The following is a 26670-nucleotide window of genomic DNA, read 5'->3' on the forward strand; positions in this document are numbered from 1 at the left end:
CCGGTCAGGCCCTGGCGCTGGCCGAAGCCGCTTTGTCCGCCCCCGGCCCGCTGCTGGTCGTGGCGGCCGACACGCCGGCGGCCGAGCGCCTGCAACGCGAGATCCCGTTCTTCGCCGGCGGCGAGCTGCCGGTGCTGCTGTTTCCCGATTGGGAAACCCTGCCCTACGACGCCTTCTCGCCACACCAGGACCTGATCTCCGACCGCCTGGCCGCCCTGCACCGCCTGCCCGCCCTCACCCGGGGTGTGGTGATCGTGCCGATCGCCACGCTGATGCAGCGCGTGGCGCCGCAGACCTACCTCGACGCCTACAGCCTGCGCCTGAAGCGTGGTGACCGACTGAACCTCACGGACATGCGCGAGCGGTTGATCCGCGCCGGCTACAGCGCCGTCACCCAGGTGATGGAACATGGCGAGTTCGCCATCCGGGGCGGTCTGCTGGACCTGTTCCCGATGGGCAGTGACACGCCGTTCCGGGTCGAGCTGTTCGACGACGAGGTCGACTCGATCCGCCGTTTCGACCCGGAAACCCAGCGTTCCCAGGACCCTCTGCCGGGCGTCGACCTGCTGCCGGGGCGCGAGTTCCCGGTCAATCCGCAGGCGGTCGAGCGCTTCTACCAGCGCTACATGCAGGTATTCGAGGCCAACCCGGCGCGCTCGGCGCTGTACCGCGAGTTGCAGGCCGGTCGCCCGCCGGCGGGCATCGAGTTCTACCTGCCGCTGTTTTTCGAGGCCACGGCCACGCTGTTCGACTACCTGCCGCAGGACACCGTCATCGCTTGGCAAGAAGGCTGCCTCAGCGCCGGCGAGGCGTTCTGGAACACCGTGCGCGAACGCCATGCCGCGCGCAGTCAGGCGCCGGACTACCCGCCGTTGCCGCCGGGCGAGCTGTACCTGGAGCCGGGCAGCGTGTTCGCGGCGTTCAAGGGCTTCGCCCAGGTGGCGCTGCGCGACGGGCCGGACGCCGACGCCCTGGCACTGGCCACGCCACCGGCGCTGCCGGTCGACAGCCGCGCCGCCCGGCCGCTGGCGGCGCTCGAGGATTTCATTGCCGGCTTCACCGGGCGCACCCTGATCGCGGCCGAGAGCCTCGGCCGGCGCGAAACCCTGCGCGAGCTGCTGGCCCGCCAGAAGCTGGCCGTGGACGTGGTCGACGACTGGGCGCAGTTTTGCGCCGGCACGGCACCGCTGGCGCTGGCCGTGGCACCGGTGGACGCCGGCCTGCTGCTGCCGCGTGCCGGTGTCGCCGTGGTGGCGGAAAGCCAGATCTACGGCGAACACGTGGTGCAGCAGCGCCGCCGCGAGCGGCGCGAGACCGACCCCGACGCCATCATCCGCAACCTCAGCGAGCTGGCACCGGGCGACCCGGTGGTGCACATCGAACACGGCGTCGGCCGCTATCTGGGCCTGGAGACGCTGGACGTCGGCGGCCAGGGCGGCGAGTACTTGGCGCTCGAATACGCCGACCGGGCCAAGATTTTCGTGCCGGTCGGCAGCCTCGACCTGGTGCACCGCTACACCGGCGCGGACGCCGCCCACGCGCCGCTGCACAAGCTCGGCAGCGGCCAGTGGGAGCGCGCCCAGCGCAAGGCGCGCGAACAGGTACGCGACGCCGCCGCCGAGTTGCTGGCCATCTATGCCAAGCGCGCCGCGCGCGCCGGGCATGCCATCCCGCTACCGGACGACTACAGCCGCTTCGCCGCCAGCTTCCCGTTCGAGGAAACCCCGGATCAGGACCGCGCCATCGGCGACGTGCTGGGCGACCTGGCGGCCGAGAAACCCATGGACCGCGTGGTGTGCGGCGACGTCGGCTTCGGCAAGACCGAAGTCGCGGTCCGGGCCGCCTTCGTGGCCGCGCACGGCGGCCGGCAGGTGGCGGTGCTGGTACCGACCACGCTGCTGGCGCAGCAGCACGCCGACACTTTCCGCAACCGTCTGGCCGACTGGCCGCTGCGCGTGGCGGCCCTGACACGGTTCGAGTCCAAGGCGGAGCAACAGCAGATCCTGGCCGACCTGGCCGCGGGCAGGCTCGACATCGTCATCGGCACCCACCGCCTGCTGCAGAAGGACGTCAAGTTCGACCGCCTGGGGCTGGTCATCATCGACGAGGAACACCGCTTCGGCGTCAAGCAGAAGGAAGCCTTCAAGGCCCTGCGGGCCGAAGTCGACGTGCTCACGCTCACCGCCACGCCCATCCCGCGCACACTGAGCCTGGCCATGTCCGGCCTGCGCGACCTGTCCATCATCGCCAGCCCGCCGCCGCGGCGCATGGCGGTCAGAACCTTCGTGCGTCCCTACGACGGCGAGCTGGTGCGCGAGGCCTGCCTGCGCGAGTTCAAGCGCGGTGGGCAGGTGTATTTCCTGCACAACAAGGTCGAGACCATCGCACGCGCCGCCCACGACCTGGCCAAGCTGTTGCCGGAAGCCACGCTGCGCGTCGCCCACGGCCAGATGCCCGAGCGCGAGCTCGAACGCATCATGGCCGACTTCCACCACCGCCGCTTCAACCTGCTGGTGTGCACCACCATCATCGAGAGCGGCATCGACGTGCCGACCGCCAACACCATCCTCATCGACCGCGCGGACACACTCGGCCTGGCACAGCTGCACCAGCTGCGCGGGCGGGTCGGCCGCTCGCACCACCAGGCCTATGCCTACCTGATGGTGCCCAGCCGCGACGCCCTCAAGGGCGACGCCCTCAAACGCCTGGAAGCCATCGAGTCGCTGGGCGAGCTGGGCATCGGCTTCACGCTGGCCAGCCACGACATGGAGATCCGCGGCGCCGGCGAACTGCTGGGCGACGAACAAAGCGGGCACATCCAGGAAATCGGCTTCACCCTGTTCAACGAACTGCTCGAACGGGCGGTGCGCGACATCCGTGCCGGCCGCACGCCGGACTTCGACGCCGCCGTGCACCAGGAACTGGACATCAGCCTGGGCGCCGCCGCGCTGCTGCCGACCGACTACGTGCCGGACGTGCATCAGCGCCTGGTGCTGTACAAGCGCATCTCCGGCGCCGACGATCTCGCCGCCGTGCAGGAACTGCAGGAAGAACTGGTGGACCGCTTCGGACCGCTGCCGGCCTCCGCCGGACTGCTGTTCGCCCAGGCGCGGCTGCGCCTGCAGGCCAAGGCCCTGGGCGTGACCGGCATCAGCGGTGGCGACGGCAGCTTCACGCTGAGCTTCAGCGAGCAGCCGAATATCGATGTCGAGACCCTGCTGCGCCTGATCCGCGGCGAACCCAAGGTCTACCGCTTCGATGGCCGCAGCAAGCTCACCGTGAGCCGGCCGACGGCCAGCGCCGACGAGCGCCTGCTGGCGGTGGAAACCCTGTTGCAGCAGCTGGCGGGACCGCCGGGCGAAGCGTCCGGGGCCGCCGCCTAGGGAAGCGCCGTACGTCCAGCCGGACTTCCCGGCGCCCGCCATCGGCAACGCGTGGCGTTCCGATGGCTCACGCGATCAGCAGCCGACAGCCGCTGATCGTGGCAGCGCGTCCCGGCGCTGCGGGGACACGCGGAATGCTTCAGCGTTTCCCCGGCCGGGCAACGGGGCGGCCGTCCGCCGGCGTCAGCCCAGCGCCGCCATGCGTGCGCGCTGCGCCGCCAGCGTCGCGCGCTGGTCGGAAAACTCGCCCAGCCGGGCCCGTTCGGTGGCCACCACCTGCTCGGGCGCCTTGTCGACGAACGACGGATTGCCCAGCTTGGCCTCGGCGCGGGTGATGAACTGGTCGAGCTTGGCAATCTCCCGGTCCAGGCGCTCGACCTCGGCGGCCGGATCGACCAGGCCGGCCAACGGCACCCGCACCGCCAGTTCGCCCTGCAGCGCCACCGCGGCCGGCTGGGCGCTGTCCGCGTCGACCCAGGTCAGGCGCTCGATGCGCGCCAGGCGACCGAGCAGCGCCGCGTGCGTTGCCGAGAGGTCGCGATCGTGCGCGCCGCCCCCGGCCAGCTCGACCGCCACCGCCTTGCCCGCCGGCAGGTTCAGCTCGGAACGCAGGTTGCGCACCGCGCGCGTGACCCCCTGCAGCCAGGCAATCTCGGCGCAGGCGGCATCGGACGCCTGCGCGTCGTCCGTGAAGTCGCCCGGCCGCGGCCACGGCGCACGCATGATGCTGCCGGACTCCTGGCGGCCGGCGCGTGGCGCCACCTGCTGCCAGATTTCCTCGGTGATGAACGGGATCAGCGGGTGGGCCAGGCGCAGCAGCGCCTCGAGCACCTCGATCAGGGTCTGGCGGGTGCCCAGCACCCGCGCCGCGTCGGCCTGCGGGTCCTGCATCACGGGCTTGGCCAGCTCGATGTACCAGTCGCAGTAGTCGCCCCAGGCAAAGTCGTAGATGGCGCTGGCGACGTAGTCGAAGCGGTACTCGGCAATGGCGCTGTCGACGGCGGCGATGGTGTCCGCCAGGCGCCGGCGGATCCAGCGCTCGGCCGGCCCGTGGCTGACCGGCCCGACCTCGCCCGGCGCCGGCAGACCGTCGGTGTTCATGAGCACGAAACGGGCGGCGTTCCACAGCTTGGTGCAGAAGTTGCGGTAGCCCTCGCAGCGTGCCAGGTCGAACTTGATGTCCCGTCCCAGTGTGGCCTGGGAGGCAAAGGTGAAACGCAGCGCGTCGGTGCCGTAGGCCGGAATGCCCTGCGGAAACTGCTTGCGCGTGGCCTGCTCGATGCTCCTGGCCATCTGTGGCTGCATGAGCCCGGCGGTGCGCTTGGCGACCAGCGCCTCCAGTTCCACGCCGTCGATGATGTCCAGCGGGTCGAGCACATTGCCCTTGGACTTGCTCATCTTCTGGCCTTCGTGGTCACGCACCAGGCCGTGCACGTACACGGTCCGGAACGGCACCTCGCCGGCGAACGGCAGGCCCATCATGACCATGCGCGCCACCCAGAAGAAGATGATGTCGAAGCCGGTCACCAACACACTGGTCGGGTAATAGCGCTCCACCTCCGGTGTGGGCTGCGGCCAGCCGAGGGTGGAAAACGGCCACAGCGCCGAGCTGAACCAGGTGTCGAGCACGTCCTCGTCCTGATGCAGCGCCACCTGTGGGCCCAGGCGATGCACGCGGCGCACCTCGGCCTCGTCGCGACCGACGTAGGCGTTGCCGTCGCCGTCGTACCAGGCCGGGATGCGGTGCCCCCACCAGATCTGCCGGCTGATGCACCAGTCCTGGATGTTCTCCAGCCACTGGGCGTAGGTCTTCTCCCAGTTGTCCGGCAGCAGACGGATGCGACCCGACCGCACGGCGTCGAGCGCCGGCCGGGTGATGGCGGCCATGCCGCCGGGGCGGCCGTCCGGCTGCGTTTCGCGCGTCAGGTCGACGTACCACTGGTCGGTCAGGTAGGGCTCCAGCACGGCGCCGGAGCGGTCGCCGCGCGGCACCATGAGCCGGTGCTCCTTGACCGATTCCAGCAGACCGGCCGCCTCCAGGTCGGCGACGATGCGCGTGCGCGCCACGTAGCGCTCCAGACCACGGTACGACGCCGGCGCCTGGTCGTTGATGTGCGCGTCCGGCGTCATCACGTTGATGCGTTCCAGCCCGTGACGCTCGCCGACGGCGAAGTCGTTGAAATCGTGTGCCGGGGTGATCTTGACCGCGCCGGTGCCGAACTCGGGGTCGACATACGCGTCGGCGATGACCGGGATGTCGCGACCGCACAGCGGCAGGCTCACCGTCTTGCCGATGAAGTCACGGTAGCGGGCGTCGTCCGGGTGCACGGCCACCGCGCTGTCGCCCAGCAGCGTCTCCGGCCGGGTGGTGGCCACCGTCAGGTGACCGCTGCCGTCGCTGAGCGGGTAGCGGATGTGCCACAGGTGGCCCTGCTCTTCCTCGCTGACCACTTCCAGATCCGAGATGGCGGTCTGCAGCACCGGATCCCAGTTGACCAGCCGCTTGCCGCGGTAGATCAGGCCCTGCTCGTGCAGGCGCACGAACACCTCGGTCACCGCCTGCGACAGACCGTCGTCCATGGTGAACCGCTCGCGCGACCAGTCGCAGGACGACCCCAGGCGCCGCAGCTGGCGGGTGATGGTGTCACCCGACTCGCCCTTCCACTGCCACACCTGCTCGAGAAAGGCCTCGCGGCCGAGGTCGTGGCGCGACGTGCCCTGCCCCGCCAGGCGCCGCTCGACCACCATCTGCGTGGCGATGCCGGCGTGGTCGGTGCCGACCTGCCACAGGGTGTCCTTGCCGCACATGCGCGCGTGGCGGATCAGCAGATCCATCACCGTGTTGTTGAAGGCATGGCCCATGTGCAGGCTGCCGGTGACGTTCGGCGGCGGAATGACGATGCAGTAGGGCTCGCCCTGGCCGCTCGGCGCGAAATAGCCGTGCTGCTCCCAGTGCTGATACCAGCGCTGTTCGAGCGCCTGTGGGTCGTAGTTCTTGTCCATGCGGTTGGCGCCGGTCGACGGCGCGGTCTCAAGGGGTGGATGAAGGACCGGCCAGGTCGGCCAGGGTACGGTCGAGCTCCGCGCTCAGCTGCTCGCGCAGGCGCGCTTCGGTGTGTGCCAGTTCGTCGCGCAGGTGCTGTTCCATGCGTGCCAGCAGCCGCTCGCGCAACACCTGCATCTGCTGTGGGTCCAGGCCGGCACCGGCCGGCGCCGGGGCGGCTTCAGCGGCCGGCGGTTGCAGCGGCGGCGTGGCGATGATTTCCACCGGTTCGACCGGCGCGGGCGGCTCACCGGACGCCTCGTCGGCGGCCTGCGCCCACGGCAGTGGCAGGTCGGCATCGTCATCCGGCGCGGCTTCAGCGGCCACCGCCGTGCGCTCCATGCGGTCGAAGTCGATGTCGAAGACAAAATCCGGCGCGGCCGACTCGGTCGGCGCCGGATCGTCGGCCGCCGGCGGAACCGGCAGCCGGCCTGGCACCACGATGTCGGTCAGGGTCGGAATGTCGTCGTCGGACACGGGTTCCGGGGTCATCTCGCTCATGCGCCACCTCCCAACCGATGTTGGCGCAGCGGGTAGCCGCGCTCGCGATAGAACCGATAGCGTGCCCGCGCCGCCGTGCGTCCGGCCGGGTCGCCCGGCACCAGCTCCAGCACACGCCGAAAGCCGCTGAAAAAGTGCGGCACCTCGTCGGTCAGGGTCAGCAACACCTCACCGGGCCGCTGCGGTGCCCGCCAGTCGATCCATACCGGCGCGCGGCCGCCAACGCCGGCCACCCGATGCGGCACGAAGGCGCCCGGCGCGAACGTCCACAGCTGCTCGTCCAGGCGGTGCGCCGCCGCCTCGTCGGCCACGTGCACGTGCACTTCGGCGCCGCGCCGATAGACGGTGTCGAGCAGACGGCAGACGAACTGCTGCGGCTCCGGCGGCGGGTCGCCGTCGAGCACGTAGAAATCGATTTCCGCCATCAGCCGCCGGCGCGGTCGATCAGGTACTGCGCCAGCAGCCCCACCGGCCGGCCGGTGGCCGACTTGTCCTTGCCGGACTTCCAGGCGGTGCCGGCGATGTCCAGGTGCGCCCAGCGCAGGCCGTCCGTGAAGGCGGACAGGAAGGCCGCGGCGGTGATGGTGCCCGCCTCGCGCCCGGCCACGTTCGGCAGGTCGGCGAACGGGCTCTTGAGCTGTTCCCGGTACTCGCGCCACAGCGGCAGCTGCCAGGCCCGGTCGTGCACCGTGCCACCGGCCGTCAGCAGCGCGTCCATCAGCTTCTGGTCGTTGCCCAGCAGGCCGTGGGCGTGCGCGCCCAGCGCCACCACACAGGCGCCGGTCAGGGTGGCGATGTCGATCACCGCGTCCGGCTTGAAGCGCGCGCAGTAGGTCAGGGCATCACACAGCAGCAGGCGGCCCTCGGCGTCGGTGTTGAGAATCTCCACCGTCTTGCCGGCCATGGTCTTGACGATGTCGCCGGGCTTGACGGCATTGCCGTCGGGCAGGTTCTCGGCGGCCGGCACCACGCCGATCAGGTTCACCGGCAGCTGCGCCAGGGCCGCCGCCTTGACCGTACCCAGCACCGAGGCGGCACCGCACATGTCGAACTTCATCTCATCCATGGCCGCGCTGGGCTTGATGGAGATGCCGCCCGAGTCGAAGGTCACGCCCTTGCCGACCAGCACCACCGGCGCCGCCTTGGGCTTGCCGCCGCGGTACTTGAGGACGATCAGCTTCGGCGGCTGGCGGCTGCCGCGCGCCACCGCCAGCAGGGCGCCCATGCCCAGCTCGCGCATCTGCGCCTCTTCGAGCACCTCGAGTTCGAGCTTGTGCGCCTTGGCCAGGGCCTGGGCCTGCTCGGCGAGGTATGTCGGCGTGCACACGTTGGCCGGCTGGTTGCCCAGATCGCGCGCCAGTGCCACACCCTGCGCCAGGGCCACGCCCTGCGCCAGCGCCGCCTGCAGCTTCTTGGTCTGCCGCGCGCCGCCGGCGATCAGCACTGACTTCAGGTGCCGCTTTGACGGCTTCTCCTTGTAGTCGGTGAAGCGATACAGCGCATGGTCGGCTGCGGTCACCGCCGTGCGCACGCGCAACGGCTCGTCGTGGCCGGCAACGGTCAGCTCGGTCAGGTAAAGGCCGGCCACGGTGCCGTGAAGCCTGCCCACGGCCGTCGCCGCGGCGCCGACGATGCGCTGGTAGGCGGCGGCGTCGATGTCGCCCGCCTTGCCACAGCCGACCAGCAGCACGCGCTCGGCCTTCACGCCGCGCAAACCGCGCAGCAACAGCGTGTCGCCCAGCGCGCCGGTCATGTCACCGGCCTTGACCGCGGCGCTGATGGCGCCGCCGCTGGCCTTGTCGATCAGCTTGGCCGACGGCGACAGCGCCTGGGAGGCGAACACGCCCACCGCGACGCACCCGGCGGACTGTTCGTGAGCGGCTTGGCGGGTCAGGTCGAACTGCATCGTGCAAGGCTCCGGGTAGACGCGGGCGGAAGAGCAAGAAAACAGCGGCCGGCATTGCCGAACCGCACCGGCTGACGATTCTAGCAGCGCCCTAGCGCTGACCCGTCACCGCACCGGTTGCCGCCGCCAGTGCCCGGTAACCGTCCAGGAAGCTCGGGTACAGCAATCGGAAACCCGTGGCCAGCAGGCGGGCATTGCAGCAGCGGCGGTTGACCCGTTGCGGCGGCACGGACCGCGTCGGTGGTGGCGGCAGACCGTACAGCGCGGCCAGCTCGCGCAGCACGGTGCCCTGATCGGCCGGCGCGCAGTCCACACCCAGGTACAGCGGCTGCGGGTCGGGCAAATGCAGCAGATGCACGATGGCACGCGCCGCGTCGTCACGGTGCATGCGGTTGGTCCAGCGCGGCGCGCCGGCCGGGCACACCGCCCGCCCCTCACGCAGGCTGCGCAGCAGCGGTCCTTCGCCGGCGCCGTACAGGCCACCGGGCCGCAGCACCACCCCGGGCAGGCCGCTGCCGTGCAGCAGCGCCTCGGCCGCCAGCAGGCTGGCCGTCTGCGCGTCGCCGGCACTGACCGGCGACGTCTCGTCCACCCAGCTGCCGTCGTTCTGCCCGTAACAGCGCGTGCTGGTCACCAGCAGCACCCGCCGTGGCGGCTGCGGCTGGCCCTGCAGCGCCTGCAGCAGGTGCGCGAAGGCGGTCTCGTACACCGCGCGATAGGCCTGCGCATCACCGCTGTCCGGCGCTGCGCAGAACACCACCCGCGTGACCGGTGGCAGCTCGGGCACGGCGGCGGCAAGGTCACAGCTCAGCGGTTCGATCCCCGCGGGCAACGCCCGCGCCCGGCGGCGCAGGCCGAACACCCGCGCTCCCTGGGCCAGCAGCAGGCGCCCCACCCTTTGGCCAAGATCGCCGCAGCCGGCGATCAGCACCGCCCCGCTGTCGCTCACGCCCCGACACCGCCATGACGGGCGCCGTCACACCGGCCGGCACGCGGCTGGGTTACGCTTGCCGGCAGCAGGCACGGCCCCGGCCGCGCCTGCCCCGGTCCAGTCTCCGGCACGCCCTCGCGCGTCCGGACCGACCGACCGCCGCCAGCCTGCGGCGGCGCCGATCCAGTCCAACCACCTGATGAGGAGCCTTTCATGAAGCTTTATTACTTCCCCGGTGCCTGCTCGATGGCCGCACACATCGCCCTGCGCGAGGCCGGCCTCAACTTCGACATGGAAAAAGTGGACCTGATGGGCGGCCACAAGACCGAATCCGGTGCCGATTTCCGCACCATCAACCCCAAAGGCTACGTGCCGGCGCTGCAACTCGACAACGGTGAGCTGCTGACCGAGGTGGGCGTGGTGCTGCAGTACATCGCCGACCAGAAGCCGGACAGCGGCCTGGCGCCGGCCGCCGGCAGCATGCCGCGCTACCGCCTGATGGAGATGCTGAACTTCATCTCCACCGAGCTGCACAAGAACTTTGGCCCGCTGTTCAACCCGGCGGCCACCGATGATGCCAAGAAGGGCGCCATCGAGGCCATCGGCAAGCGCATGGGGTACATCGACCAGCAACTGGCCGGCAAGCAGTACCTGCTCGGCGACGCCTTCACCGTGGCCGACTGCTACTTCGGCACCGTGCTGGGCTGGTGCCAGTACGCCAAGCTGGACCTGTCGGCCTGGCCGAACATCGGCGCCTACGCCGGTCGCCTGATGGGCCGTCCCGCGGTGCAGGAGACCATGAAGGCAGAAGGTCTCGGCGGCTGACGTACACGGCGCCGGACCTGTCCGGCGCGCGTGGTTCGAAACCGGTCCCGCGCCCGCGTGCGGGGCCGGTTTTTTTGTGCCCGGCGCCCACCCGCACAGGCCCTTTCGGGAGCCGGCCGAGCCCCGGCGGCCTGTTAGAATGGCGCCCCTTTTCCGTGCCCCCCAAGAAAAACGCAGGACTCCGCTTTGCGTTCACTGCTCCAGTCCCTCATTGCCGATGCCGTTGCCCGACTGCACCAGGAAGGCGTCCTGCCCGAAACGCCGTCTGCGCCCATCCAGGTCGAGCACACGCGCGACAAGGCACACGGTGACTTCGCCAGCAATGTGGCCCTGACACTGGCCAAGGCCGCCCGCAGCGCACCGCGGGCGCTGGCCGAGCGCATCGTCGCGGCCCTGCCGGACACGGACGCCGTCGAGCGGGTGGAAATCGCCGGCCCCGGCTTCATCAACTTCTTCCTGAAGCCGACTGCGCAGCTGGGTGTGCTGCTGGACGTGCTGGCGGCCGGCGATGCCTATGGCGCCAGCCGCATTGGCGCGGGCCAGCGCGTGCACCTGGAGTTCGTGTCCGCCAACCCGACCGGTCCCCTGCACGTCGGACATGGCCGCGGCGCCGCCTACGGCTCCAGCCTGGCCACCCTGCTGACCACCGCCGGCTTCGAGGTCGAGCGCGAGTACTACGTGAACGATGCCGGCCGGCAGATGGACATCCTGGCCGTCAGCGTGTGGCTGCGCTACCTGCAGTTCCAGGGCGAGGACATCCCCTTCCCGGCCGGTGGTTACCGCGGCGACTACGTGCGCGCCATCGCCACCGCCTTCGAGCAGCAGGTGGCGGACACCTTCCGCCGGCCGGCCGCAACGGTTCTGGACGGCCTGCCGGCCGACGGCCCCGATGGCGGCGACACCGACCGCTACCTGGATGCCCTGATCCTGCGCGCCAAGGAACTGCTCGGCACGGTCGACTACGGCCGCCTGCACCGCCAGGGCTGCGACACCATCCTGTCGGACATCGATGACGACCTGACCGCCTTTGGCGTCGGCTTCGACCGCTGGTATCGCGAAAGCACGCTGGTCGACAGCGGCGCGCTGGACCGCGCCGTCCAGGCACTGCGGGCCGGCGACCACCTCTACCAGAAGGACGGCGCCTGGTGGTTTCGCGCCACCGCCTTCGGCGACCGCCAGGACCGGGTGGTGATCCGCGACAACGGCGAACCGACCTATTTCGCCAGCGACGTCGCCTACCACCTGGACAAGCTGGCCCGCGGTTACGACCGCCTGATCAACATCTGGGGCGCCGACCATCACGGCTACGTCGACCGCATCCGCGCCGCCCTGCGCGCGCTGCACGGCGACGATCAGGCGCTCAGCGTGCTGCTGGTGCAGTTCGCGGTGCTGTATCGCGGCCTGGAAAAGGTGTCGATGTCCACCCGCAGCGGCGAGTTCGTCACCCTGCGCGAACTGCGGGACGAGGTGGGCAGCGACGCGGCGCGCTTCTTCTACGTGCTGCGCAAGGGCGACCAGCACCTGGATTTCGACCTCGAACTGGCCCGCTCGAACAGCAACGACAACCCGGTCTATTACGTGCAGTACGCGCATGCCCGCATCGGCGCCGTGCTGCGCCAGCTGGCCGAGCGCGGCCTGAAATACGAACAGCCCGCAACGGACGCCCTGGCGGTGCTGGCCGAACACCCGGAACTGGACCTGGCCGCCACCCTGGCGCGCTACCCGGAGTTGGTCGAAAGCGCCGCGGCATCCTGCGAGCCGCACCAGATCGCCTACTACCTGCGTGAGCTGGCCGGCCAGTTCCACGCCTACTACAACAGCCACCCGTTCCTGGTCGACGACGCGGCGCTGCGCAACGGCCGCCTGACGCTGGTACTGGCCGTGCGCCAGGTCCTGCGCAACGGCCTGCGGATTCTCGGCGTGTCGGCCCCGGAGCAGATGTAATGGCCACAAAACGACGTGGTGCCCGGCGCAACGGCAACGGCGCGGTCTGGCTGCGCGGATTCACCACCGGGCTGGCCAGTGGCGCCATTGCCGCGGCGGCGGTGTATTTTCTGATCCTCAGTCCGGGCACCCACACCGACACCGCCAAGCGTGCGTCCAAGACCCCCGCCAAGCAGGCGCAGACCCCCGCCGGCCCGAAACCGAAGTTCGAGTTCTACACCATCCTCCCGGAACTCGAAGTGCCGGTGCCGGATACCGCCGAGGACCAGCGCCAGGCCGCCGTGCCGCCGGCCCTGCAAACGCCGCCGGCCGCGCCCAGCGCGCCGGCCACGCCACCGCCCACCGCCGCCCCGGCGCCGGCCGCACCGGACGACGGTGGGCGCTACATCCTGCAGGCCGGTTCCTCGCGCAATGCCACCGACGCGGAGCGCCTGCGCGCCAGCCTTGCCCTGCAGGGCATGGTGGCGCACATCCAGACCGTCAACATCAACGGCGAGACCTGGCACCGCATCCGGGTCGGTCCGTTCGCGTCACGCACCGAGGCAGACGCGGCCCAGCGCCAGCTGCGCGGCGCCGACATCAACACCATGCTGCTTGAATTGCGCGACCAGTGACCCGACGCTGCCACATCGATGTGTCAGGCTGTAACTTTCTGACTGCTCAACCTTTTCGGAGATTTTCGCCGCCATGATCACCCAGACCCCCACCCTGCACGCCTTCGTGTCCGGCCGCAGCGAGGGTTTCACGCCGCTGAACGCCTTCGACGGGGCGCTGCTGGATGCCGGCGTGGGCAACACCAACCTGGTCAAGATGTCGTCCATCGTGCCGCCGGGCACGCGCGAGGTGCCGGTTGCGGAAATGCAGCTGCCGCCGGGCGCCCTGGTGCCGATCGCCTACGCCGCCATGGAGTCCGACATTCCGGGCTCGATGATCTGCGCCGCCGTGGCCGCCGCCTGGACGCACGACCCCAGCAAGCCGGGCCTGATCATGGAGTACCACTCGCACGGCCACCGCGAGGACGCCGAGCGGGTGGTGCGGCGCATGGCCGAGGAAGGCATGAAGATGCGCGGCTGGGAAATCCGCGAGATCAAGTCGCTGGCCGTCGACATGCAGGTCGAGAAGATCGGCTGCGTGTTCGCCGCCGTCGCGCTGTGGCACCACGGGAACTGAGCCATGCTGGACGACACCTGGTATACGGAACAATGGGCTGGAGAAGGCAGCGCCATCTCCCTGGAAGTAAAAGAAAAGATTCACGACTTCCAGTCGCCCTACCAGCGCGTGGAGGTGTTCGACACCACGCGCTTCGGCAAGCTCATGACCCTCGACGGCCTGGTCATGGTGACCGAGCGCGACGAGTTCGTGTACCACGAGATGCTGGCCCACCCGGCGCTGTTCACGCACGCGGCCCCCAGGCGCGTGCTGATCATCGGCGGTGGCGACTGCGGCACGCTGCGTGAGGTCATCAAGCACGACAGCGTCGAGCAGGTGGACATGGTGGAACTCGACCAGGCGGTGACCGACGCCGCGGCCGAACACTTCCCGAGCCTGCACGCCGCCACCTTCGATCCGCGCGCGCGGCTGTATTTCCAGGACGGTATCGCCTGGGTGGCGGACGCCGAGCCCGGCAGCTACGACGTCATCCTGATCGACTCCACCGACCCGGTCGGCCCGGCCCAGGGCCTGTTCAGCGTGGACTTCTACCGCAACTGCCACCGCGCCCTGGCCTCCGGCGGCGTGCTGGCGGCGCAAAGCGAGTCGCCGCTGTTCCATGCCGACCTGATCCGCGCCATGCAGCGGGACCTTAAGGCGGCCGGCTTCAACGACGTGGCCACGGTGGACTTCCCGCAGTGCACCTACCCGTCCGGCTGGTGGAGCGTGACGCTCGGCGCGCGCGATGGCTCGGCCTCCGCGTTTCGCGGCGAGGACACCGCCCAGCCGCCGTTCGCCACCCGCTACTACCATGCCGCCCGCCACCGCGGCGCGCTGACACCGGCCCGTTTCCTGGCCGAGTAAGGCGCCCCAGGTGGGCGATCCCCCGCTCTCGACAGCCACAGAAGGAGTTTTCACCCGATGACGGCAATCAAGCGAGTCACCAAGGCAGTCTTCCCGGTTGCCGGTCTGGGCACCCGGTTCCTGCCGGCGACCAAGGCCAATCCAAAGGAAATGCTGCCCGTCGTTGACAAACCGTTGATTCAATACGCGGTGGAAGAAGCGGTGGCGGCCGGCATCACCGAGCTGGTGTTCATCAACGGGCGCAACAAGCGCGCCATCCCGGATCATTTCGACACCGCCTACGAGCTTGAAACGACGCTCGAGAAAAGCGGCAAGAACGAAATGCTGGAGATGGTGCGCAACATCGTTCCAGACAATGTCACCTGCATCTACATCCGCCAGGCAGCGCCGCTGGGCCTGGGCCATGCCGTGCTGTGCGCCGCCTCGGTGGTTGGCGACGCCCCGTTCGCGGTGCTGCTCGCCGACGACCTGATCGCCGCCCGCGACCCCAGCCAGCACACGGCGACCTGCCTCAAGGACATGATCGACGTCTACCACGAGCGCGGCGCGAGCATCATCGGGGTCGAGGAAATTCCCATCGAGTACTCGCGCCGTTACGGCATCGTCAAGCCGCGCGCCGTGGGCGACGGCCTGTACGAAGTCGACGACATGGTCGAGAAGCCGGCGCCCGAGGACGCCCCGTCGAACCTCGGCGTGGTCGGCCGCTACGTGCTCACGCCCCGCGTGTTCGACCTCATTCGCGCCACCCAGCGCGGTGCCGGCGGCGAGATTCAGCTCACCGACGCCCTGGCCGAACTGATCAAGTACGAGCGGCTGTTCGCCTACAGCATCTCCGGCCACCGCTACGACTGCGGCAGCAAGCTGGGCTACCTGGAAGCCACCATCGAATACGGCCTGCGTCACCCGGAACTCGGCGCCGAGTTCAAGGACTTCCTGCAGGCGCGTGCCGCCGAGGCGTTCGAGCTGCGCCGGTGAGTGATGCGCTGGCCGCCGAAGCCTGGGCGGTCTACCGTGCGGCCGACTGCCTGTACGACGCGGCGGCGGTCGACGCCGCGGTGCGCCGCCTGGCCGGCGAGGTAACCGCCACCCTGGCCGGCGGCAACCCGCTGCTGCTGTGTCCGATGACCGGCGGCGTGGTGCTGTCCGGCCATCTGCTGCCGTTGCTCGACTTTCCGCTGGAGTTCGACTACGTCCATGCCACGCGCTATGCCGGCGCGCTGCGCGGCGGCGAGCTGGCATGGAAGGTCACACCCAGCGCCACCCTGGCCGGCCGGCAGGTGCTGATCGTCGACGACGTGCTCGACCGGGGCATCACGCTGGCGGCCCTGGTGGACTTCTGCCGACGCGAGGGCGCCGCCGGCGTGCACACGCTGGTGCTGGTGGACAAGCAGTGCCGGCGCGAGGCCGACATCGAGGCCGATTTCGTCGGCCTCACCGCGCCGGACCGCTACCTGTTCGGCTGGGGCATGGACTACAAGGGCTACCTGCGCAACGTGCCCGGCATCTATGCCGTCGCGGAGGCGGCGTGATTGCCATCCTCGGCGGCTCCGGCCTGGACCGCTGGCCACAGCTCGGGCACCTGACGCCCGAACCGGTCGACACCCCCTACGGCGCCCCCGCGGCACCGCTGCTGTGCGGGGCCATCGACGGCGTGCCGGTGTGCTTTCTGCCCCGCCACGGGGCCGATCACAGCCTGCCGCCACACCGCATCAACTACCGCGCCAACCTGTGGGCGCTCAAGGCGGCCGGCGCCCGCGCCGTCGTCGCGGTGGCCACGGTCGGCGCCATCCCGGACGGCATGCCACCGGGTGCGCTGGTGCTGCCGGACCAGGTGGTCGACTACACGCACGGCCGCGAGGCCACCTATTTCGACGGCGCCGACGGGCGGGTGGAGCACATCGAGTTCACCGAGCCCTACCACGCGGCCGTCCGCGCGGCACTGCGTGACGCGGCCAAGGCCAGCGGTGTGCCGCTGATCGACGGCGCCACCTACGCCGCCACGCAGGGACCGCGGCTGGAAACCCGCGCCGAGGTCGACCGCCTGGAACGCGACGGCTGCCACATCATCGGCATGACCGGCATGCCCGAGGCGGCGCTGGCACGCGAACTCGACCTGCCCTACGCCTGCCTGGCGGTGGTCGCCAACCGCGCCGCCGGGCGCGGCGCCATCGGCCTGCTGGCCGAAATCGAGCAACACCTCACCACCGCCATCGGCGCGGCGCAGACGGTGTTGCTGGCGGCATTGCCGCGGCTGCACGCCGCGCTGGTCACCGCCGCCTGAGTCCTGCCCGGCCGTCTGCGTCGATCGGCCTCAAGTTTCCGTCCAGGGCGCCGTTACAGGCGTTGAGAACCGTGAAGCGCCTGCCACCGCCGGCCGGCGCCCAGACACAGGAAGGACGGATGATTCTGCTGGCAAGCGACGACGCAACCGTGATGGACCGCTGGGCCATCGCCATCGGCGGCCGCGGCACGCTGGTGCGGCGGGTCACCGACATGGCGTCGGTGGAAGGTGCGCTGGCCGGGCGCCAGCCCGCGGTGCTGCTGCTCGACCTGGCGCTGAGCGACATCGCCGGCGCGGCGGGCATCGCCGACCTGCGCACCTTCAGCCCCGGCACCCACATCATCGCCATGAGCCGCCAGCCAAGCGATGACGAAGGCGTCGCCGTGCTTCGGGCCGGAGCCCGTGGCTACTGCAACGTGCACATCGATCCCCGGCTGCTGGCAAAGGCGGTCAGCAGCGTGCAGCGCGGCGAGGTCTGGGTCGGTCGGCGCCTGGTCGACCGCCTGGTGTCCCTGGTCGGCGCCACCACGGCCGCGCCGATGGCGGCGGAAAACACGGCAGACCTGGAGCTGCTCACCGCCCGCGAGCGCGAAATCGCCCGCCTGGTCGGCAGTGGCCACGCCAACAAGGCCATCGCCGCCCGCCTGGGCATCACCGAGCGCACCGTCAAGGCGCATCTGGGGGCTGTTTTCTCCAAGCTCGATGTTCACGACCGGCTGCAACTCGCCCTGCTCATCACCGGCCGCCTGCACCGGGACAACGGCGCCTTCGTCGGCCGCGACACCGCCTGAGTGCCGGCCGACCGGCACCATTGTCCAGTAGCCGCCACTGTCGCCGCGGCGGCATAGTCGGCTGCCAGCACAGCCAACGCCTTCATGGATGAGCGCCAATGCAAGCAGTGGGAACGGTCAGTCAAGTGGATGGCCGGGTAACCGCCGTCGACGAGAACGGATTGGCACGCCAACTGGGCGCTGACGCGCCGGTGTACGCCGACGACACGCTGGTGGCGGCGCTGGACGGTTCCGTCCTCATCCGGCTTTACAGCGGCGCCGAACTGGCCGTGGCGCCCGGCACGCTGCTGGTGCTCGACGCCGACGTGTTCGAAACGGACAGCGCCGTGGACGACGGACGCCTCCAGTTGGAGGACGTGCGCCGCGTGCTGAACTGGACCTACGCCGTCGAACGTCGCTCGGTGGCCTGAAGCACCGGCGGCGCTGCCTTGCGCCGCTGCTTCACGTGCAGCTTCCAGGCATAGCCGGCCAGGCTGTCGCCGAACGAAATCGCCTTGCGTGGCAGGCGCAGCGGATCCTCGCCCGCCACCGCCCCGGCCCGATCGCAGGTGGTCGCGCTGTCGTAGCCGGCCTGCGCCGCCATCGCCACCACCGCATCGTCATAGCTGCCGTACGGGTAGCAGAAATGCCGCACCGGCTCGCCCAGTGCCTGCTCCAGCCGGCTCTTGCTCAGCGTGATCTCACGCCGCGCCAGCGCGCGGTCGACCTGCGCCAGACGCTGGTGCGTCAGGCCATGACTGCCGACGTCGATGCCGGCGCGGCGCAGCTCGCGCAGGCGGGCGGCGCTCATCAACGGCGGCGTGGCGCGGCCATCGGCCGCGAACCAGCCGGCCGGCTGGCCGAGCCGGTCGGCCAGCGCGTACACCATGGCCGGGAACCCGTACCGCGCCAGCACCGGCAACGCGTACTGGTAGAAGTTCTCGTACCCGTCGTCGAAGGTCAGCACCACGGCCCGTGGCGGCAGCGGCGCCTGCCCGCGCAGACCGGCGATGGCCTGCTCCAGGCGCAGTACCGGGTAACGCAGGTGATGCAGCCAGGCCATCTGCGCGGCGAAGCGCCGGTGATGGCAGTAGGTCGACCGATGCGCCCTCATCGGCGCAAACGCGCCGATCTGGTGATACATCAGGATCGATACCCGGGCTGGCGCCATGCTCACGCCCCCAGCAGCCGCCGGTACAGCTCCACATAGGCACCCAGCACGGCGTCGCGGCCGAACTCGCCGGCCAGGCGCGCACGCCCGCCGGCGGCCAGCGCCGCGCGCGCGCCGGCATCACCCAGCAGGCTGACCATGCCGTGCGCCAGGGCGGCCGCATCCTCGCACGGCACCTGCCAGGCGTCGCTGCCCGGCCGGGTCAGCTCACGCGCGCCGTGGCTGGCCGTGGTCAGCAGCGGGCGGCCGTGGGCCCAGGTTTCCAGAATGACGTTGCCGAGCGCCTCCGGTGCGCGGGACGGAAACACCACCAGATCGGCCAGCGCGTAGAACGGCGCCGGGTCCGTCTGCCAGCCGGCAAAGTGGACGCGCGCGGCAAGCCCCAACTGGCGTGCCAGCGCCTGCAACGTCTCGCGCTGCGGTCCGTCCCCGAGCAGCACCAGCGCCACCGGCCTACCGTCGACCTGCGCCGGGACGCGGGCCAGCGCCTGCAGCAGCACATCCCAGCCCTTGACCGGCACGCAGCGGCCCACCGCCAGCAGCAGCCAGGCATCGGCCGGCACCTTCAGGGCCGCCCGCGCACGGGCGCAGCGCGCCGCGTCCACCGGCGCCGCCTCGACGAAGTTGCCGATCAGGTGCACCCGGTGCGCCGGCAGGCCGGCGCCGACCAGGAAATCCGCCAGACCGCGGCTGTTCACCACCAGCGCGTCGGCGTGTTCAAAGCGCGAGGGCGTGTAGTACCCGCCCAGTCGCGCCACATGCACCACACCGCGTGGCGCGCGGGTCAGGCGGGTGGCGCGGCTCATCCAGGTCTGTACCAGGTCCGGGGCACGCCGTTTGATTTCGCGTCGCAGTTCGCGGCGCGACAGCGGATCCCACACCGTGCGCAGCGGCAGGCTGCTGTGCGCCACCGCGCCGGACAACGCACCGGCCAGGGCGCTGCCCTCGCGCAGCACCGCGTGCACCTCGCAGCCACGCTCGCCCAGTCCCCGGCACAGACGGCCGAAGAACCCCTCGGCGCCGCCCAGGGTGCGGCTGGCGATGACCTGAACCGTGCGCACCGGCGTGTCAGTCGGTCTCGACCGCGAGACGCGGCAGCGGTGCCGGCTGGGCGAGCAGGCGGTGATACACCGCCACGTTGCCGGCCACCATGGCCGGCACGCTGAACGCCTGCTCCATCAACCGCCGGCCGGCCAGACCCATCTGCGCCCGCCGCACCGGGTCGCCCAGCAGGCCGGTCATGGCCCCTGCCAGCGCCGGCACGTCGGCGGGCGGCACCAGCAGGCCGTTGTCGCGCACCGCCTCCGGCATGCCGCCGGCCGCGCTGGCGACGATCGGCACGCCACAGGCCGCCGCCTGCAGCAGGGACACGCCGAGCCCCTCGCGCTCGGCCGGATGCACCAGCAGGTCCAGACACGGCAACAGGCGCGGCAGGTCGTCCCGGAAGCCCAGCAGGCGCACCCGCCCCTGCCAGCCCCGGGCGTCGATATCGGCCTGGAGCACGTCATGCAGCGGGCCACGGCCGAGCAACACCACCTGCGCGTCCGGGTGGCGGGCAAACACCGCCGGCAAGGCCGCCAGCAGGTGCCGGTGCCCCTTGCGCGGAATCAGTTGCGCCACCATGCCGATCACCGGCTGCCGCGGCGCGATGCCCACGGCGTCGGCCAGCCAGGCGCGGTCGCGCTGCGGGCGGTACAGGTCGGTATCCACCGCGCTGGGCACGCAGCTGATCTGCTCGGGCGCCACGCCGGCGGACTCCAGCACGCCGACGATGCCGCGCGAGATGGCCACCACATGATCGAACAGCGCGTACTTGAGCGGCGCCACCCGGGCCGGCTCCGGATTGTCGACACGCCGCGTCAGCAGCACCGGTCGCCGCCCGAGGCGACCGGCCAGGCCGCCCAGCACATCCGCCCCGCGCCGGCTGTGCAGGTGCAGCAGGTCCACGCGCTCGCGGTGCATCACGCGCAGCACGCGCGCAATCAGCGTCAGGTCCAGATCGCCACGCGCCTGCATCGGATAGACCCGGGCCACGTCGGACCCGGTCTGCGCCAGCGGGCTTCGCCGGTCGCACACCAGCACGTTCTGGTACCCCAGCCGGGCCAGGCCCTGCATCAGGTACCGCACCTGCAAAGCGCCACCGTACAGATGGCGGCCGGTTTCAAGGTGCAGGATCTTCATGCGCTCATCACCGTGTTGGGCATGGCCGCCATCACGTCATCGACACCGATGCCGCTCAGGCAGGGATACGCGCCGCCGCACACCGGGCGGCGCTTGCAGGGCGAACAGGGCAGGTCCAGCGTCAGCACCGTCAGCGGCCGTCCCGGCGCGGTGCGGTACGGGCAGGTGGAACCGAACAGGGCGACCGTCGGCACGCCGGCGGCGACGCCCATGTGGGTGAGTCCGGTGTCCACGCCCACCACCTGGCGGGCGGTGGCGACCAGCGCCGCCGCAGTGCCGATGTCGGTGTGGCCGGTCAGGTCCACGGCGCCGGACACGCCGGCGATGCGCCGCGCCGCCGGCCGGTCGCCGGCGGCACCCAGCAGCAGCGGCATCAGGCCCCGCTCGGCCTGGAGCCGCCGCGCCAGCGTCGCCCACGAGTGCTCCGGCCAGTGCTTCTGCGGCCGGGTGGTGAACGGCGCCAGCACCGCATACCCGCCGCTGACCGCGTGGGCATCGAGCAGTGCCCGGGCAGCGGCCGCGCTGCCACCGGGCAGCGGCAGCGCCGGTTGCGGCGCCGGCAGGCCCAGCGCCTCGGCCAGGTAGCCGTATTCGGCCGCAAAGGTCTTGTCGTGCGGGGTGCGCAGCACGCGCGTCAACAGCCACCGGCTGCCCTCGCCCGGGTCCACGCCCCACCGCTCGCGCGCGCCGCACAGGCGCACCCAGGACGCGCTCTTGAGCAGCCCCTGGGCGTCGATGGCCAGATCGAACCGTCGCGCCCGCAGCTCGCGCACGAAACCGCGCACCGCCCGCAGCCAGGCGCCATAGCGGCGGCCCTGCCACAGTGCCCGCCACTGCCGGCGCGGCCACACCAGCACCTCGTCGAGCGCCGGGTCGGCGACCGGCAGCGTCTCGAACCCTTCCTGCACCAGCCAGGTGATATGGGCGTCCGGATGGCGGGCGCGCAGCGCCGCCGGCAGGCCGCCGGCCATCACCACGTCGCCCAGGGCCGACAGGCGCACCATCAGGATGCGCATGCGCGCCTTCGCCGCGGCACCGCCAACCCCAGCGCAATGCCACCCAGCAGCACCGCGTAGAGCCGAAAGTCCAGCTTGAAAATGCGTGAATCGAACAGGCCCCAGACCGCCGTCAGGACCAGCACCCCGAACAGAAAACGCAGCAGATCCGGCGCCTGCAGGCCGTCGCGTGCCGCCCGCCGCAGGCCCAGCGCGAGACTGCCCGGCAGCGCCACGGCCAGCAGCAGGCCCACCACGCCCAGGCGCGCGGCAAGATCGAGGTAGATGTTGTGCAGGTGCACCAGATGGCGCAGCCCCGGGTCCGGCGACCCGGCGATCAGCTCGTCGTGCACGCCGAGGCCATGCCCCAACAGCGGCCGCTGGCGCCAACTGTCGAGCGCCAGGCGCCACAGATGCAGCCGAAGACCGACCGAGTTGTAGGGCACCTCGCCCCAGGCCCGCTCGGTCGCCGCCTCGTCGTCGGCCTGCACGGTCTCGATCAGGGCCCGATAGGCCGGCGCGTCGTCAACCACACGCCTGGCCACCGACTCGCCGCCTGCCAGCAGCACCGCCACCATGCACAGGCCGAGCACCGCCTGCACCGGCCGCAGGCTGCGGCGCATCAGCCACCCGCCGGACAGGCACAGCGGCAGTGCCAGCAGCAGTGCCAGCCAGGCGCCGCGGCTGCGGCTGAGCAGCAGCGCGGCGGTCAGTACCGCCACCGCCACTGCCGCTGCGACCAGCACGACACCCCGCCGGCGACCGGGCGCCCACGTGCCGGCCGGCACCAGCACCAGCACCCCCAGCAAGCCCGCGGCGCAGTACAGGCCGGCCGCCACCGAGGTGAAACCAAAATCGACGCGGCGACCGGACGCATGCAGCTGTGCCAGCTCGCCCCAGGGCGCCTGCAGCAGCAGTTGCACCACCAGCCCGGCGCCGGCCAGTGCCAGCATCCAGCGCGCCCGCGGCGGGTGGCCGGCCACCACCCAGGCCACCGGAACCAGCAGCAGGTACTTGAGCAGATCCAGTGCTTCCTCGCGCGCCGGCGGCGGCACCTGACCCACCGCAATCGCCTGCCAAAGCAGGTGAGCGGCCAGATAGGCCAGCGCCAGACCCAGCGGCAGCCACAGCGGGTGACCGCGCAGCCGCTCCCAGGCCGCGCGCGGGCGTGACAGCATCAACAGGCCGGCCGACACCAGGGCGACATTGGCCAGCGCCGGCAGCACGAACAGGCTGGCGGCAAACAGCAACGCGCAAAAACAGGCAGACCGTTCCATGCCGCGGCAGCATGACGCCCCACTGCGACAGCGCCGCGACCGCACGATGACGGTTCGGTGACACCAGCGGCTGCAATCAAACCGTCACGGTCGCCACGGCACAGTGCGCCGGATGACCACCACGCCCCCTCCTCCGGCGCGCCTGGCGCTGTACGGCTTTCACCGCGGCGACAACGGCATCGGCCGCATCATGTGCAACCTGGCCAACGGCGTTGCCGCGCACGGCGTCGCCGTGGACGTGCTGGTTAGTCACCCGGACAGCGCCGATCTCGCGCTCCTGAGCGACACGGTCCGCGTGGTGGCGCTGGGCGCCCACCGCGGCGCGGACGCCACCGACCGGCTGGCCGGCTACCTGCGGCGCGAGCGCCCGACCGTGCTGCTGGGCAACCGCGAGTGGGGCAACCGGCAGGCCATCGCCGCCCGGCGGCGCGCGGGCCGGCCGGTGCGCCTGGCGTTCCGGGTCGGCAGCCCGCCGTCGGCCTCGCTGGCGCGCCGGCACTGGCCAAACCGCGCCTGGCACCGCGCGCGCCTGATCCGCACCTACCGCCAGGCCGATCACGTCATCGCCATCTCGCACGGCGTGGCGGCCGACCTGCGCGCCGTCACCGGCGTGCCGGCACAGCGCCTGGCCATCCTGCGCAATCCCAGCGTGGCGCCCGACATCGACCAACAGATGCGCGCGCCACTGCCCGGCCACGCCGATCGCACGCGCCCGCTGCTGCTGGCGGCCGGACGGCTGGTGGGGGCCAAGGACTTCGCCACCCTGCTGCATGCCTTTGCCCGCCTGCGCCGGCACCGGAACGCGCGGCTGGCCATCCTCGGCGAGGGGCCGCTGCGCGGCGAACTGACGGCGCTGGCACAGCACCTTGGCATTGCCGACGACCTGGTCCTGCCCGGCTTCGTCACCCAGCCGGCGGCCTGGATGGCGCGGTCGGCGCTGTTCGTGGTGTCCTCGCGCTTCGAGGGCGGCCCCAACGTGCTCATCGAGGCGCTGGCCTGCGGCATCCCGGCGGTCAGCACCGACTGCCCGCACGGCCCGCGCGAAATCCTCGACCACGGCCGCTGGGGCCGGCTGGTGCCGGTGGGCGATGCCGCCGCCCTGGCCGATGCCATGACCGCCACCCTGGACGCCCCGCCGCCGGCCGCCACACTGCGCGCCGCCATGGCGCCATACCGGGCCGAGACGGCAGCGCGCGCCTACATCGAGGCCCTGCGTCTTTGCCCGTGAGCGACCCCGCCCCGCGCCCGGACATCGCCGTGCTGCTGGCCACCTCCGGCCACAGCGGCGTCGATCGGGTCATGAGCAACCTGCTCACCGCCTGGGCCGAGGCGGGCCTCGCCGTGGACCTGCTCGGCATCCACGGCCACGGGCCGCACCTGGCCGACCCGCCGCCCGGCCTGCGCCGCGTGCCGCTGCCGGCCCGCCACGTCAACACCGCCCTGCCGGCGCTGCTGGGTTACCTGCGCCGGGTGCGCCCGCCGCTGCTGCTGACCGACAAGGACCGCGTCAACCGGCTGGCACTGTTGGCCGCCACGCTGGCCGGTGGCCACACGCGGGTGGCCGTGCGCCTGGGCACCACCGTTTCCGTCAACCTGGCCGGACGCGGACGCGCCGAGCGCGCCCTGCAGCGCTGGTCCATGCGGCGCCTGTATCCGCGTGCAAGCGCCATCCTCACGCCGTCGGCAGGCGCCGCGGACGACCTGTGCGCCTTTGCCGGCCTGCCGCGCGGGCGCGTGCAGGTGGTGCCAAGCCCGGTGCTCGGTGCCACGCTGGCGGCGCGCGCCGCGCAGCCTGCAAGGGAGGTCCACTGGCCGGACGACGGCGTACCCACGGTGCTCGCCATCGGCGAGCTGTGCGCGCGCAAGGACTTTGCCACCCTGCTGCACGCCTTCGCGCGCGTGCGCGCCGCGCGCCCGTGCCGGCTGGTGATCCTCGGCGAGGGCCGCCAGCGGGCACCGCTGACCGCCCTGGCGGCGCGGCTGGGCATCGCCCCCGACCTGCAGCTGCCCGGCTTTGTCGCCAATCCCTACCCGCACCTGTCGCGGGCCGCGCTGTTCGTGCTGTCCTCGCGCTGCGAGGGCATGCCGGTGGCGCTCATCGAGGCGCTGGCCTGCGGCATCCCGACCGTCAGCACCGACTGCCCCAGCGGCCCGCGCGAGCTGCTGCGGGACGGACGCATCGGCCCGCTGGTGCCGGTGGGCGATGTCGGCGCCCTGGCGGCCGCCATGGCCGCCACCCTGGATGCGCCGCCCCCCGCACAGGCGCTGCGCGACGCGGCGGCGCCCTACGCCATCCCCCGCGCCGCCGGGGCCTACCTGGACGCGCTTGGCCTGCCGCGCCCGGCGGCACTGGCATGAGCACGGCCCCGCCACGGGTGGCACTGCTGGCGTCCTTTTCCGGCGCCGGCGGGGTCGAACGCATGCTGCTGAACCTGGCCGATGGCCTGAGCAGTGCCGGTTACGGCGTCGACCTGCTCACCATCCGCCGCGACAGCCCGCACCTGCGATCGCTGCCGCCCGGCGTGCGGCACCTGCCCCTGCCCGGCGGTCACGCCTGGGCCGTCATTCCGGCGCTGGTGCGCTACCTGCGCCGCCAGCCACCGGTGGGGCTGATTGCCGCCAAGGACCGCGCCAACCGCGCCGCCGTGCTCGCGCGGGCGCTGGCCGGGCGGCCGCTGCCGCTGGCCGTGCGCCTTGGCACGCACCTGGGCGGCGTGCGCGGCAGTCGCCGTTCCACCGGTGACCGCCTGCGCGGCGTGCTGTACCGCCGCGCCGGGGCGGTGATTGCCGTCTCGCAGGCCATGGCGGACGACCTGGTGCCCCGCTTCGGCCTGGCGCCGCAGCAGGTACACGTCATCCGCAACCCGCTGGTCACCCCGCGCCTGGCCGAGCAGGCCGCCGCGCCGTGCCCGCACCCGTGGCTGCAGGACGGCGAGCCGGTGGTCATCGGCATGGGGCGCTTCACCCGCCAGAAGGACTTCCCCACCCTGCTGCGCGCCTTTGCCCGCCTGTGCAGTCACACCCCGGCGCGGCTGGTGTTGCTGGGCGAAGGCACCGGGCGCGACGCCTGCGCCCGGCTGGCGCGGGACCTTGGCATCGGCGCGCGCGTGCTGCTGCCGGGCTTTGCCGCCAACCCCTATGCCTGGCTGGCGCGGGCACGGATGTTCGTGCTCAGTTCGCGCTGGGAAGGCTCACCCAACGCGCTCGGCGAGGCGTTGGCGCTCGGCGTGCCGTGCGTGGCCACGGACTGCCTGTCCGGCCCGCGTGAACTGCTGGCACACGGCCGCTACGGCCCGCTGGTGCCGGTGGGCGATGCCACCGCCCTGGCCGAGGCCATGCTCGCCACGCTGCGGGCACCGTTGCCGGCCGAGCAGCTGCGCCAGGCCGTGCGCGACTACCGGCAGGACATCAGCGCGGCGGGCTACCTGGCCGCGCTGGGCCTGCCGGCA

The 26670-nt window shown here is 71.6% G+C and carries 24 protein-coding genes; 14 read left to right on the forward strand and 10 right to left on the reverse strand.

Annotated elements, in window-relative coordinates:
• Nucleotides 1-3383 (forward strand): transcription-repair coupling factor (mfd, locus tag ABYX71_RS01825; RefSeq protein WP_372694338.1); only part of this gene is annotated, 3383 nt, incomplete at its 5' end.
• A gap of 183 nt (nt 3384-3566) precedes the next feature.
• Here mfd and ABYX71_RS01830 read toward each other — a convergent pair.
• The 5 genes from ABYX71_RS01830 to ABYX71_RS01850 form a co-directional block, all read right to left on the reverse strand.
• A complete protein-coding gene (locus ABYX71_RS01830; RefSeq protein ID WP_372694340.1) occupies nt 3567-6386 on the reverse strand; it encodes a valine--tRNA ligase in 2820 nt (939 codons plus the stop codon).
• A gap of 28 nt (nt 6387-6414) precedes the next feature.
• Complete coding sequence (locus ABYX71_RS01835; protein ID WP_372694342.1) at nt 6415-6927, reverse strand: hypothetical protein; 513 nt, start codon at nt 6925-6927, stop codon at nt 6415-6417.
• Nucleotides 6924-7352 (reverse strand): DNA polymerase III subunit chi, encoded by a 429-nt coding sequence (locus ABYX71_RS01840; protein WP_372694344.1) that lies wholly within the window; start codon nt 7350-7352, stop codon nt 6924-6926. The genes ABYX71_RS01835 and ABYX71_RS01840 overlap by 4 nt, the downstream gene beginning before the upstream one ends.
• A complete protein-coding gene (locus ABYX71_RS01845; RefSeq protein WP_372694346.1) occupies nt 7352-8833 on the reverse strand; it encodes a leucyl aminopeptidase in 1482 nt (493 codons plus the stop codon). The genes ABYX71_RS01840 and ABYX71_RS01845 overlap by 1 nt, the downstream gene beginning before the upstream one ends.
• Nucleotides 8834-8924: 91 nt before the next feature.
• The gene (locus ABYX71_RS01850) at nt 8925-9782 is read right to left on the reverse strand and encodes an NAD(P)H-binding protein (RefSeq protein WP_372694348.1); all 858 of its coding nucleotides are present in this window, start codon (nt 9780-9782) and stop codon (nt 8925-8927) included.
• A gap of 195 nt (nt 9783-9977) precedes the next feature.
• On the opposite strand from ABYX71_RS01850, the gene gstA reads away from it, so the two are divergent.
• The 10 genes from gstA to ABYX71_RS01900 all read left to right on the forward strand — a co-directional run bounded on the left by gstA (nt 9978) and on the right by ABYX71_RS01900 (nt 18028).
• Entirely contained in the window at nt 9978-10589 is a 612-nt protein-coding gene (gstA, locus tag ABYX71_RS01855) for a glutathione transferase GstA (RefSeq protein ID WP_372694350.1), read from the forward strand.
• A 186-nt stretch (nt 10590-10775) separates the two neighbouring features.
• Nucleotides 10776-12533 (forward strand): arginine--tRNA ligase, encoded by a 1758-nt coding sequence (argS, locus tag ABYX71_RS01860; RefSeq protein WP_372694352.1) that lies wholly within the window; start codon nt 10776-10778, stop codon nt 12531-12533.
• Nucleotides 12533-13147 (forward strand): SPOR domain-containing protein, encoded by a 615-nt coding sequence (locus ABYX71_RS01865; RefSeq protein WP_372694354.1) that lies wholly within the window; start codon nt 12533-12535, stop codon nt 13145-13147. Before argS ends, ABYX71_RS01865 begins: the two co-directional genes overlap by 1 nt.
• Before the next feature lie 73 nt (nt 13148-13220).
• Nucleotides 13221-13703 (forward strand): pyruvoyl-dependent arginine decarboxylase, encoded by a 483-nt coding sequence (locus tag ABYX71_RS01870; RefSeq protein WP_372694356.1) that lies wholly within the window; start codon nt 13221-13223, stop codon nt 13701-13703.
• Between the two features lie 3 nt (nt 13704-13706).
• Nucleotides 13707-14546 (forward strand): polyamine aminopropyltransferase, encoded by an 840-nt coding sequence (gene speE / locus ABYX71_RS01875; RefSeq protein ID WP_372694358.1) that lies wholly within the window; start codon nt 13707-13709, stop codon nt 14544-14546.
• A gap of 57 nt (nt 14547-14603) precedes the next feature.
• Complete coding sequence (gene galU, locus ABYX71_RS01880; protein ID WP_372694360.1) at nt 14604-15521, forward strand: UTP--glucose-1-phosphate uridylyltransferase GalU; 918 nt, start codon at nt 14604-14606, stop codon at nt 15519-15521.
• On the forward strand, nt 15518-16075 hold the full coding sequence (locus ABYX71_RS01885) for a hypoxanthine-guanine phosphoribosyltransferase (protein WP_372694362.1): 558 nt from the start codon (nt 15518-15520) through the stop codon (nt 16073-16075). Before galU ends, ABYX71_RS01885 begins: the two co-directional genes overlap by 4 nt.
• Nucleotides 16072-16827 (forward strand): S-methyl-5'-thioinosine phosphorylase, encoded by a 756-nt coding sequence (locus ABYX71_RS01890; RefSeq protein ID WP_372694364.1) that lies wholly within the window; start codon nt 16072-16074, stop codon nt 16825-16827. The genes ABYX71_RS01885 and ABYX71_RS01890 overlap by 4 nt, the downstream gene beginning before the upstream one ends.
• A 119-nt stretch (nt 16828-16946) precedes the next feature.
• Complete coding sequence (locus ABYX71_RS01895; RefSeq protein WP_372694366.1) at nt 16947-17618, forward strand: LuxR C-terminal-related transcriptional regulator; 672 nt, start codon at nt 16947-16949, stop codon at nt 17616-17618.
• A 98-nt stretch (nt 17619-17716) separates the two neighbouring features.
• On the forward strand, nt 17717-18028 hold the full coding sequence (locus ABYX71_RS01900; protein ID WP_372694368.1) for a hypothetical protein: 312 nt from the start codon (nt 17717-17719) through the stop codon (nt 18026-18028).
• Here the strand turns inward: ABYX71_RS01900 and ABYX71_RS01905 are convergent.
• The 5 genes from ABYX71_RS01905 to ABYX71_RS01925 are packed head-to-tail and all read right to left on the reverse strand — an operon-like array spanning nt 17998 to nt 23221.
• Nucleotides 17998-18768: a polysaccharide deacetylase family protein gene (locus tag ABYX71_RS01905; RefSeq protein ID WP_372694384.1), complete on the reverse strand. Its 771-nt coding sequence runs from the start codon at nt 18766-18768 to the stop codon at nt 17998-18000. The two genes, ABYX71_RS01900 and ABYX71_RS01905, sit on opposite strands and share 31 nt — an antisense overlap.
• A gap of 2 nt (nt 18769-18770) precedes the next feature.
• Nucleotides 18771-19829, reverse strand: a complete 1059-nt coding sequence (locus ABYX71_RS01910; protein WP_372694370.1) for a glycosyltransferase — start codon at nt 19827-19829, stop codon at nt 18771-18773.
• A gap of 7 nt (nt 19830-19836) precedes the next feature.
• Nucleotides 19837-20949, reverse strand: coding sequence for a glycosyltransferase (locus tag ABYX71_RS01915; RefSeq protein WP_372694372.1), 1113 nt, complete (start codon nt 20947-20949; stop codon nt 19837-19839).
• A complete protein-coding gene (locus ABYX71_RS01920) occupies nt 20946-21965 on the reverse strand; it encodes a glycosyltransferase family 9 protein (protein WP_372694374.1) in 1020 nt (339 codons plus the stop codon). The genes ABYX71_RS01915 and ABYX71_RS01920 overlap by 4 nt, the downstream gene beginning before the upstream one ends.
• Entirely contained in the window at nt 21953-23221 is a 1269-nt protein-coding gene (locus ABYX71_RS01925; protein ID WP_372694376.1) for an O-antigen ligase family protein, read from the reverse strand. Before ABYX71_RS01925 ends, ABYX71_RS01920 begins: the two co-directional genes overlap by 13 nt.
• Before the next feature lie 112 nt (nt 23222-23333).
• Between ABYX71_RS01925 and ABYX71_RS01930 the strand changes: the two genes are divergently transcribed.
• From ABYX71_RS01930 to ABYX71_RS01940, 3 genes are all read left to right on the forward strand, one after another.
• A complete protein-coding gene (locus ABYX71_RS01930) occupies nt 23334-24449 on the forward strand; it encodes a glycosyltransferase (RefSeq protein ID WP_372694378.1) in 1116 nt (371 codons plus the stop codon).
• Entirely contained in the window at nt 24446-25579 is a 1134-nt protein-coding gene (locus ABYX71_RS01935; protein ID WP_372694380.1) for a glycosyltransferase, read from the forward strand. Before ABYX71_RS01930 ends, ABYX71_RS01935 begins: the two co-directional genes overlap by 4 nt.
• Nucleotides 25576-26670: glycosyltransferase (locus tag ABYX71_RS01940; protein ID WP_372694382.1), on the forward strand; the 1095-nt coding region annotated here is incomplete at its 3' end. The genes ABYX71_RS01935 and ABYX71_RS01940, both read left to right, overlap by 4 nt.

The organism is Immundisolibacter sp. (assembly GCF_041625615.1).
Classification (GTDB): domain Bacteria; phylum Pseudomonadota; class Gammaproteobacteria; order Immundisolibacterales; family Immundisolibacteraceae; genus Immundisolibacter.

Bases quoted from the DNA above. Each gene is read 5' to 3' on its own strand.
- ABYX71_RS01830 (WP_372694340.1), bottom strand. From the start codon at position 6,386: ATGGACAAGAACTACGACCCACAGGCGCTCGAACAGCGCTGGTATCAG.
- ABYX71_RS01915 (WP_372694372.1), bottom strand. From the start codon at position 20,949: ATGAAGATCCTGCACCTTGAAACCGGCCGCCATCTGTACGGTGGCGCT.
- speE (WP_372694358.1), top strand. From the start codon at position 13,707: ATGCTGGACGACACCTGGTATACGGAACAATGGGCTGGAGAAGGCAGC.
- ABYX71_RS01845 (WP_372694346.1), bottom strand. From the start codon at position 8,833: ATGCAGTTCGACCTGACCCGCCAAGCCGCTCACGAACAGTCCGCCGGG.
- ABYX71_RS01865 (WP_372694354.1), top strand. From the start codon at position 12,533: ATGGCCACAAAACGACGTGGTGCCCGGCGCAACGGCAACGGCGCGGTC.
- ABYX71_RS01900 (WP_372694368.1), top strand. From the start codon at position 17,717: ATGCAAGCAGTGGGAACGGTCAGTCAAGTGGATGGCCGGGTAACCGCC.
- ABYX71_RS01905 (WP_372694384.1), bottom strand. From the start codon at position 18,768: ATGGCGCCAGCCCGGGTATCGATCCTGATGTATCACCAGATCGGCGCG.
- ABYX71_RS01930 (WP_372694378.1), top strand. From the start codon at position 23,334: ATGACCACCACGCCCCCTCCTCCGGCGCGCCTGGCGCTGTACGGCTTT.
- ABYX71_RS01895 (WP_372694366.1), top strand. From the start codon at position 16,947: ATGATTCTGCTGGCAAGCGACGACGCAACCGTGATGGACCGCTGGGCC.
- ABYX71_RS01925 (WP_372694376.1), bottom strand. From the start codon at position 23,221: ATGGAACGGTCTGCCTGTTTTTGCGCGTTGCTGTTTGCCGCCAGCCTG.
- gstA (WP_372694350.1), top strand. From the start codon at position 9,978: ATGAAGCTTTATTACTTCCCCGGTGCCTGCTCGATGGCCGCACACATC.
- ABYX71_RS01870 (WP_372694356.1), top strand. From the start codon at position 13,221: ATGATCACCCAGACCCCCACCCTGCACGCCTTCGTGTCCGGCCGCAGC.
- ABYX71_RS01840 (WP_372694344.1), bottom strand. From the start codon at position 7,352: ATGGCGGAAATCGATTTCTACGTGCTCGACGGCGACCCGCCGCCGGAG.
- ABYX71_RS01920 (WP_372694374.1), bottom strand. From the start codon at position 21,965: ATGCGCATCCTGATGGTGCGCCTGTCGGCCCTGGGCGACGTGGTGATG.
- ABYX71_RS01835 (WP_372694342.1), bottom strand. From the start codon at position 6,927: ATGAGCGAGATGACCCCGGAACCCGTGTCCGACGACGACATTCCGACC.
- galU (WP_372694360.1), top strand. From the start codon at position 14,604: ATGACGGCAATCAAGCGAGTCACCAAGGCAGTCTTCCCGGTTGCCGGT.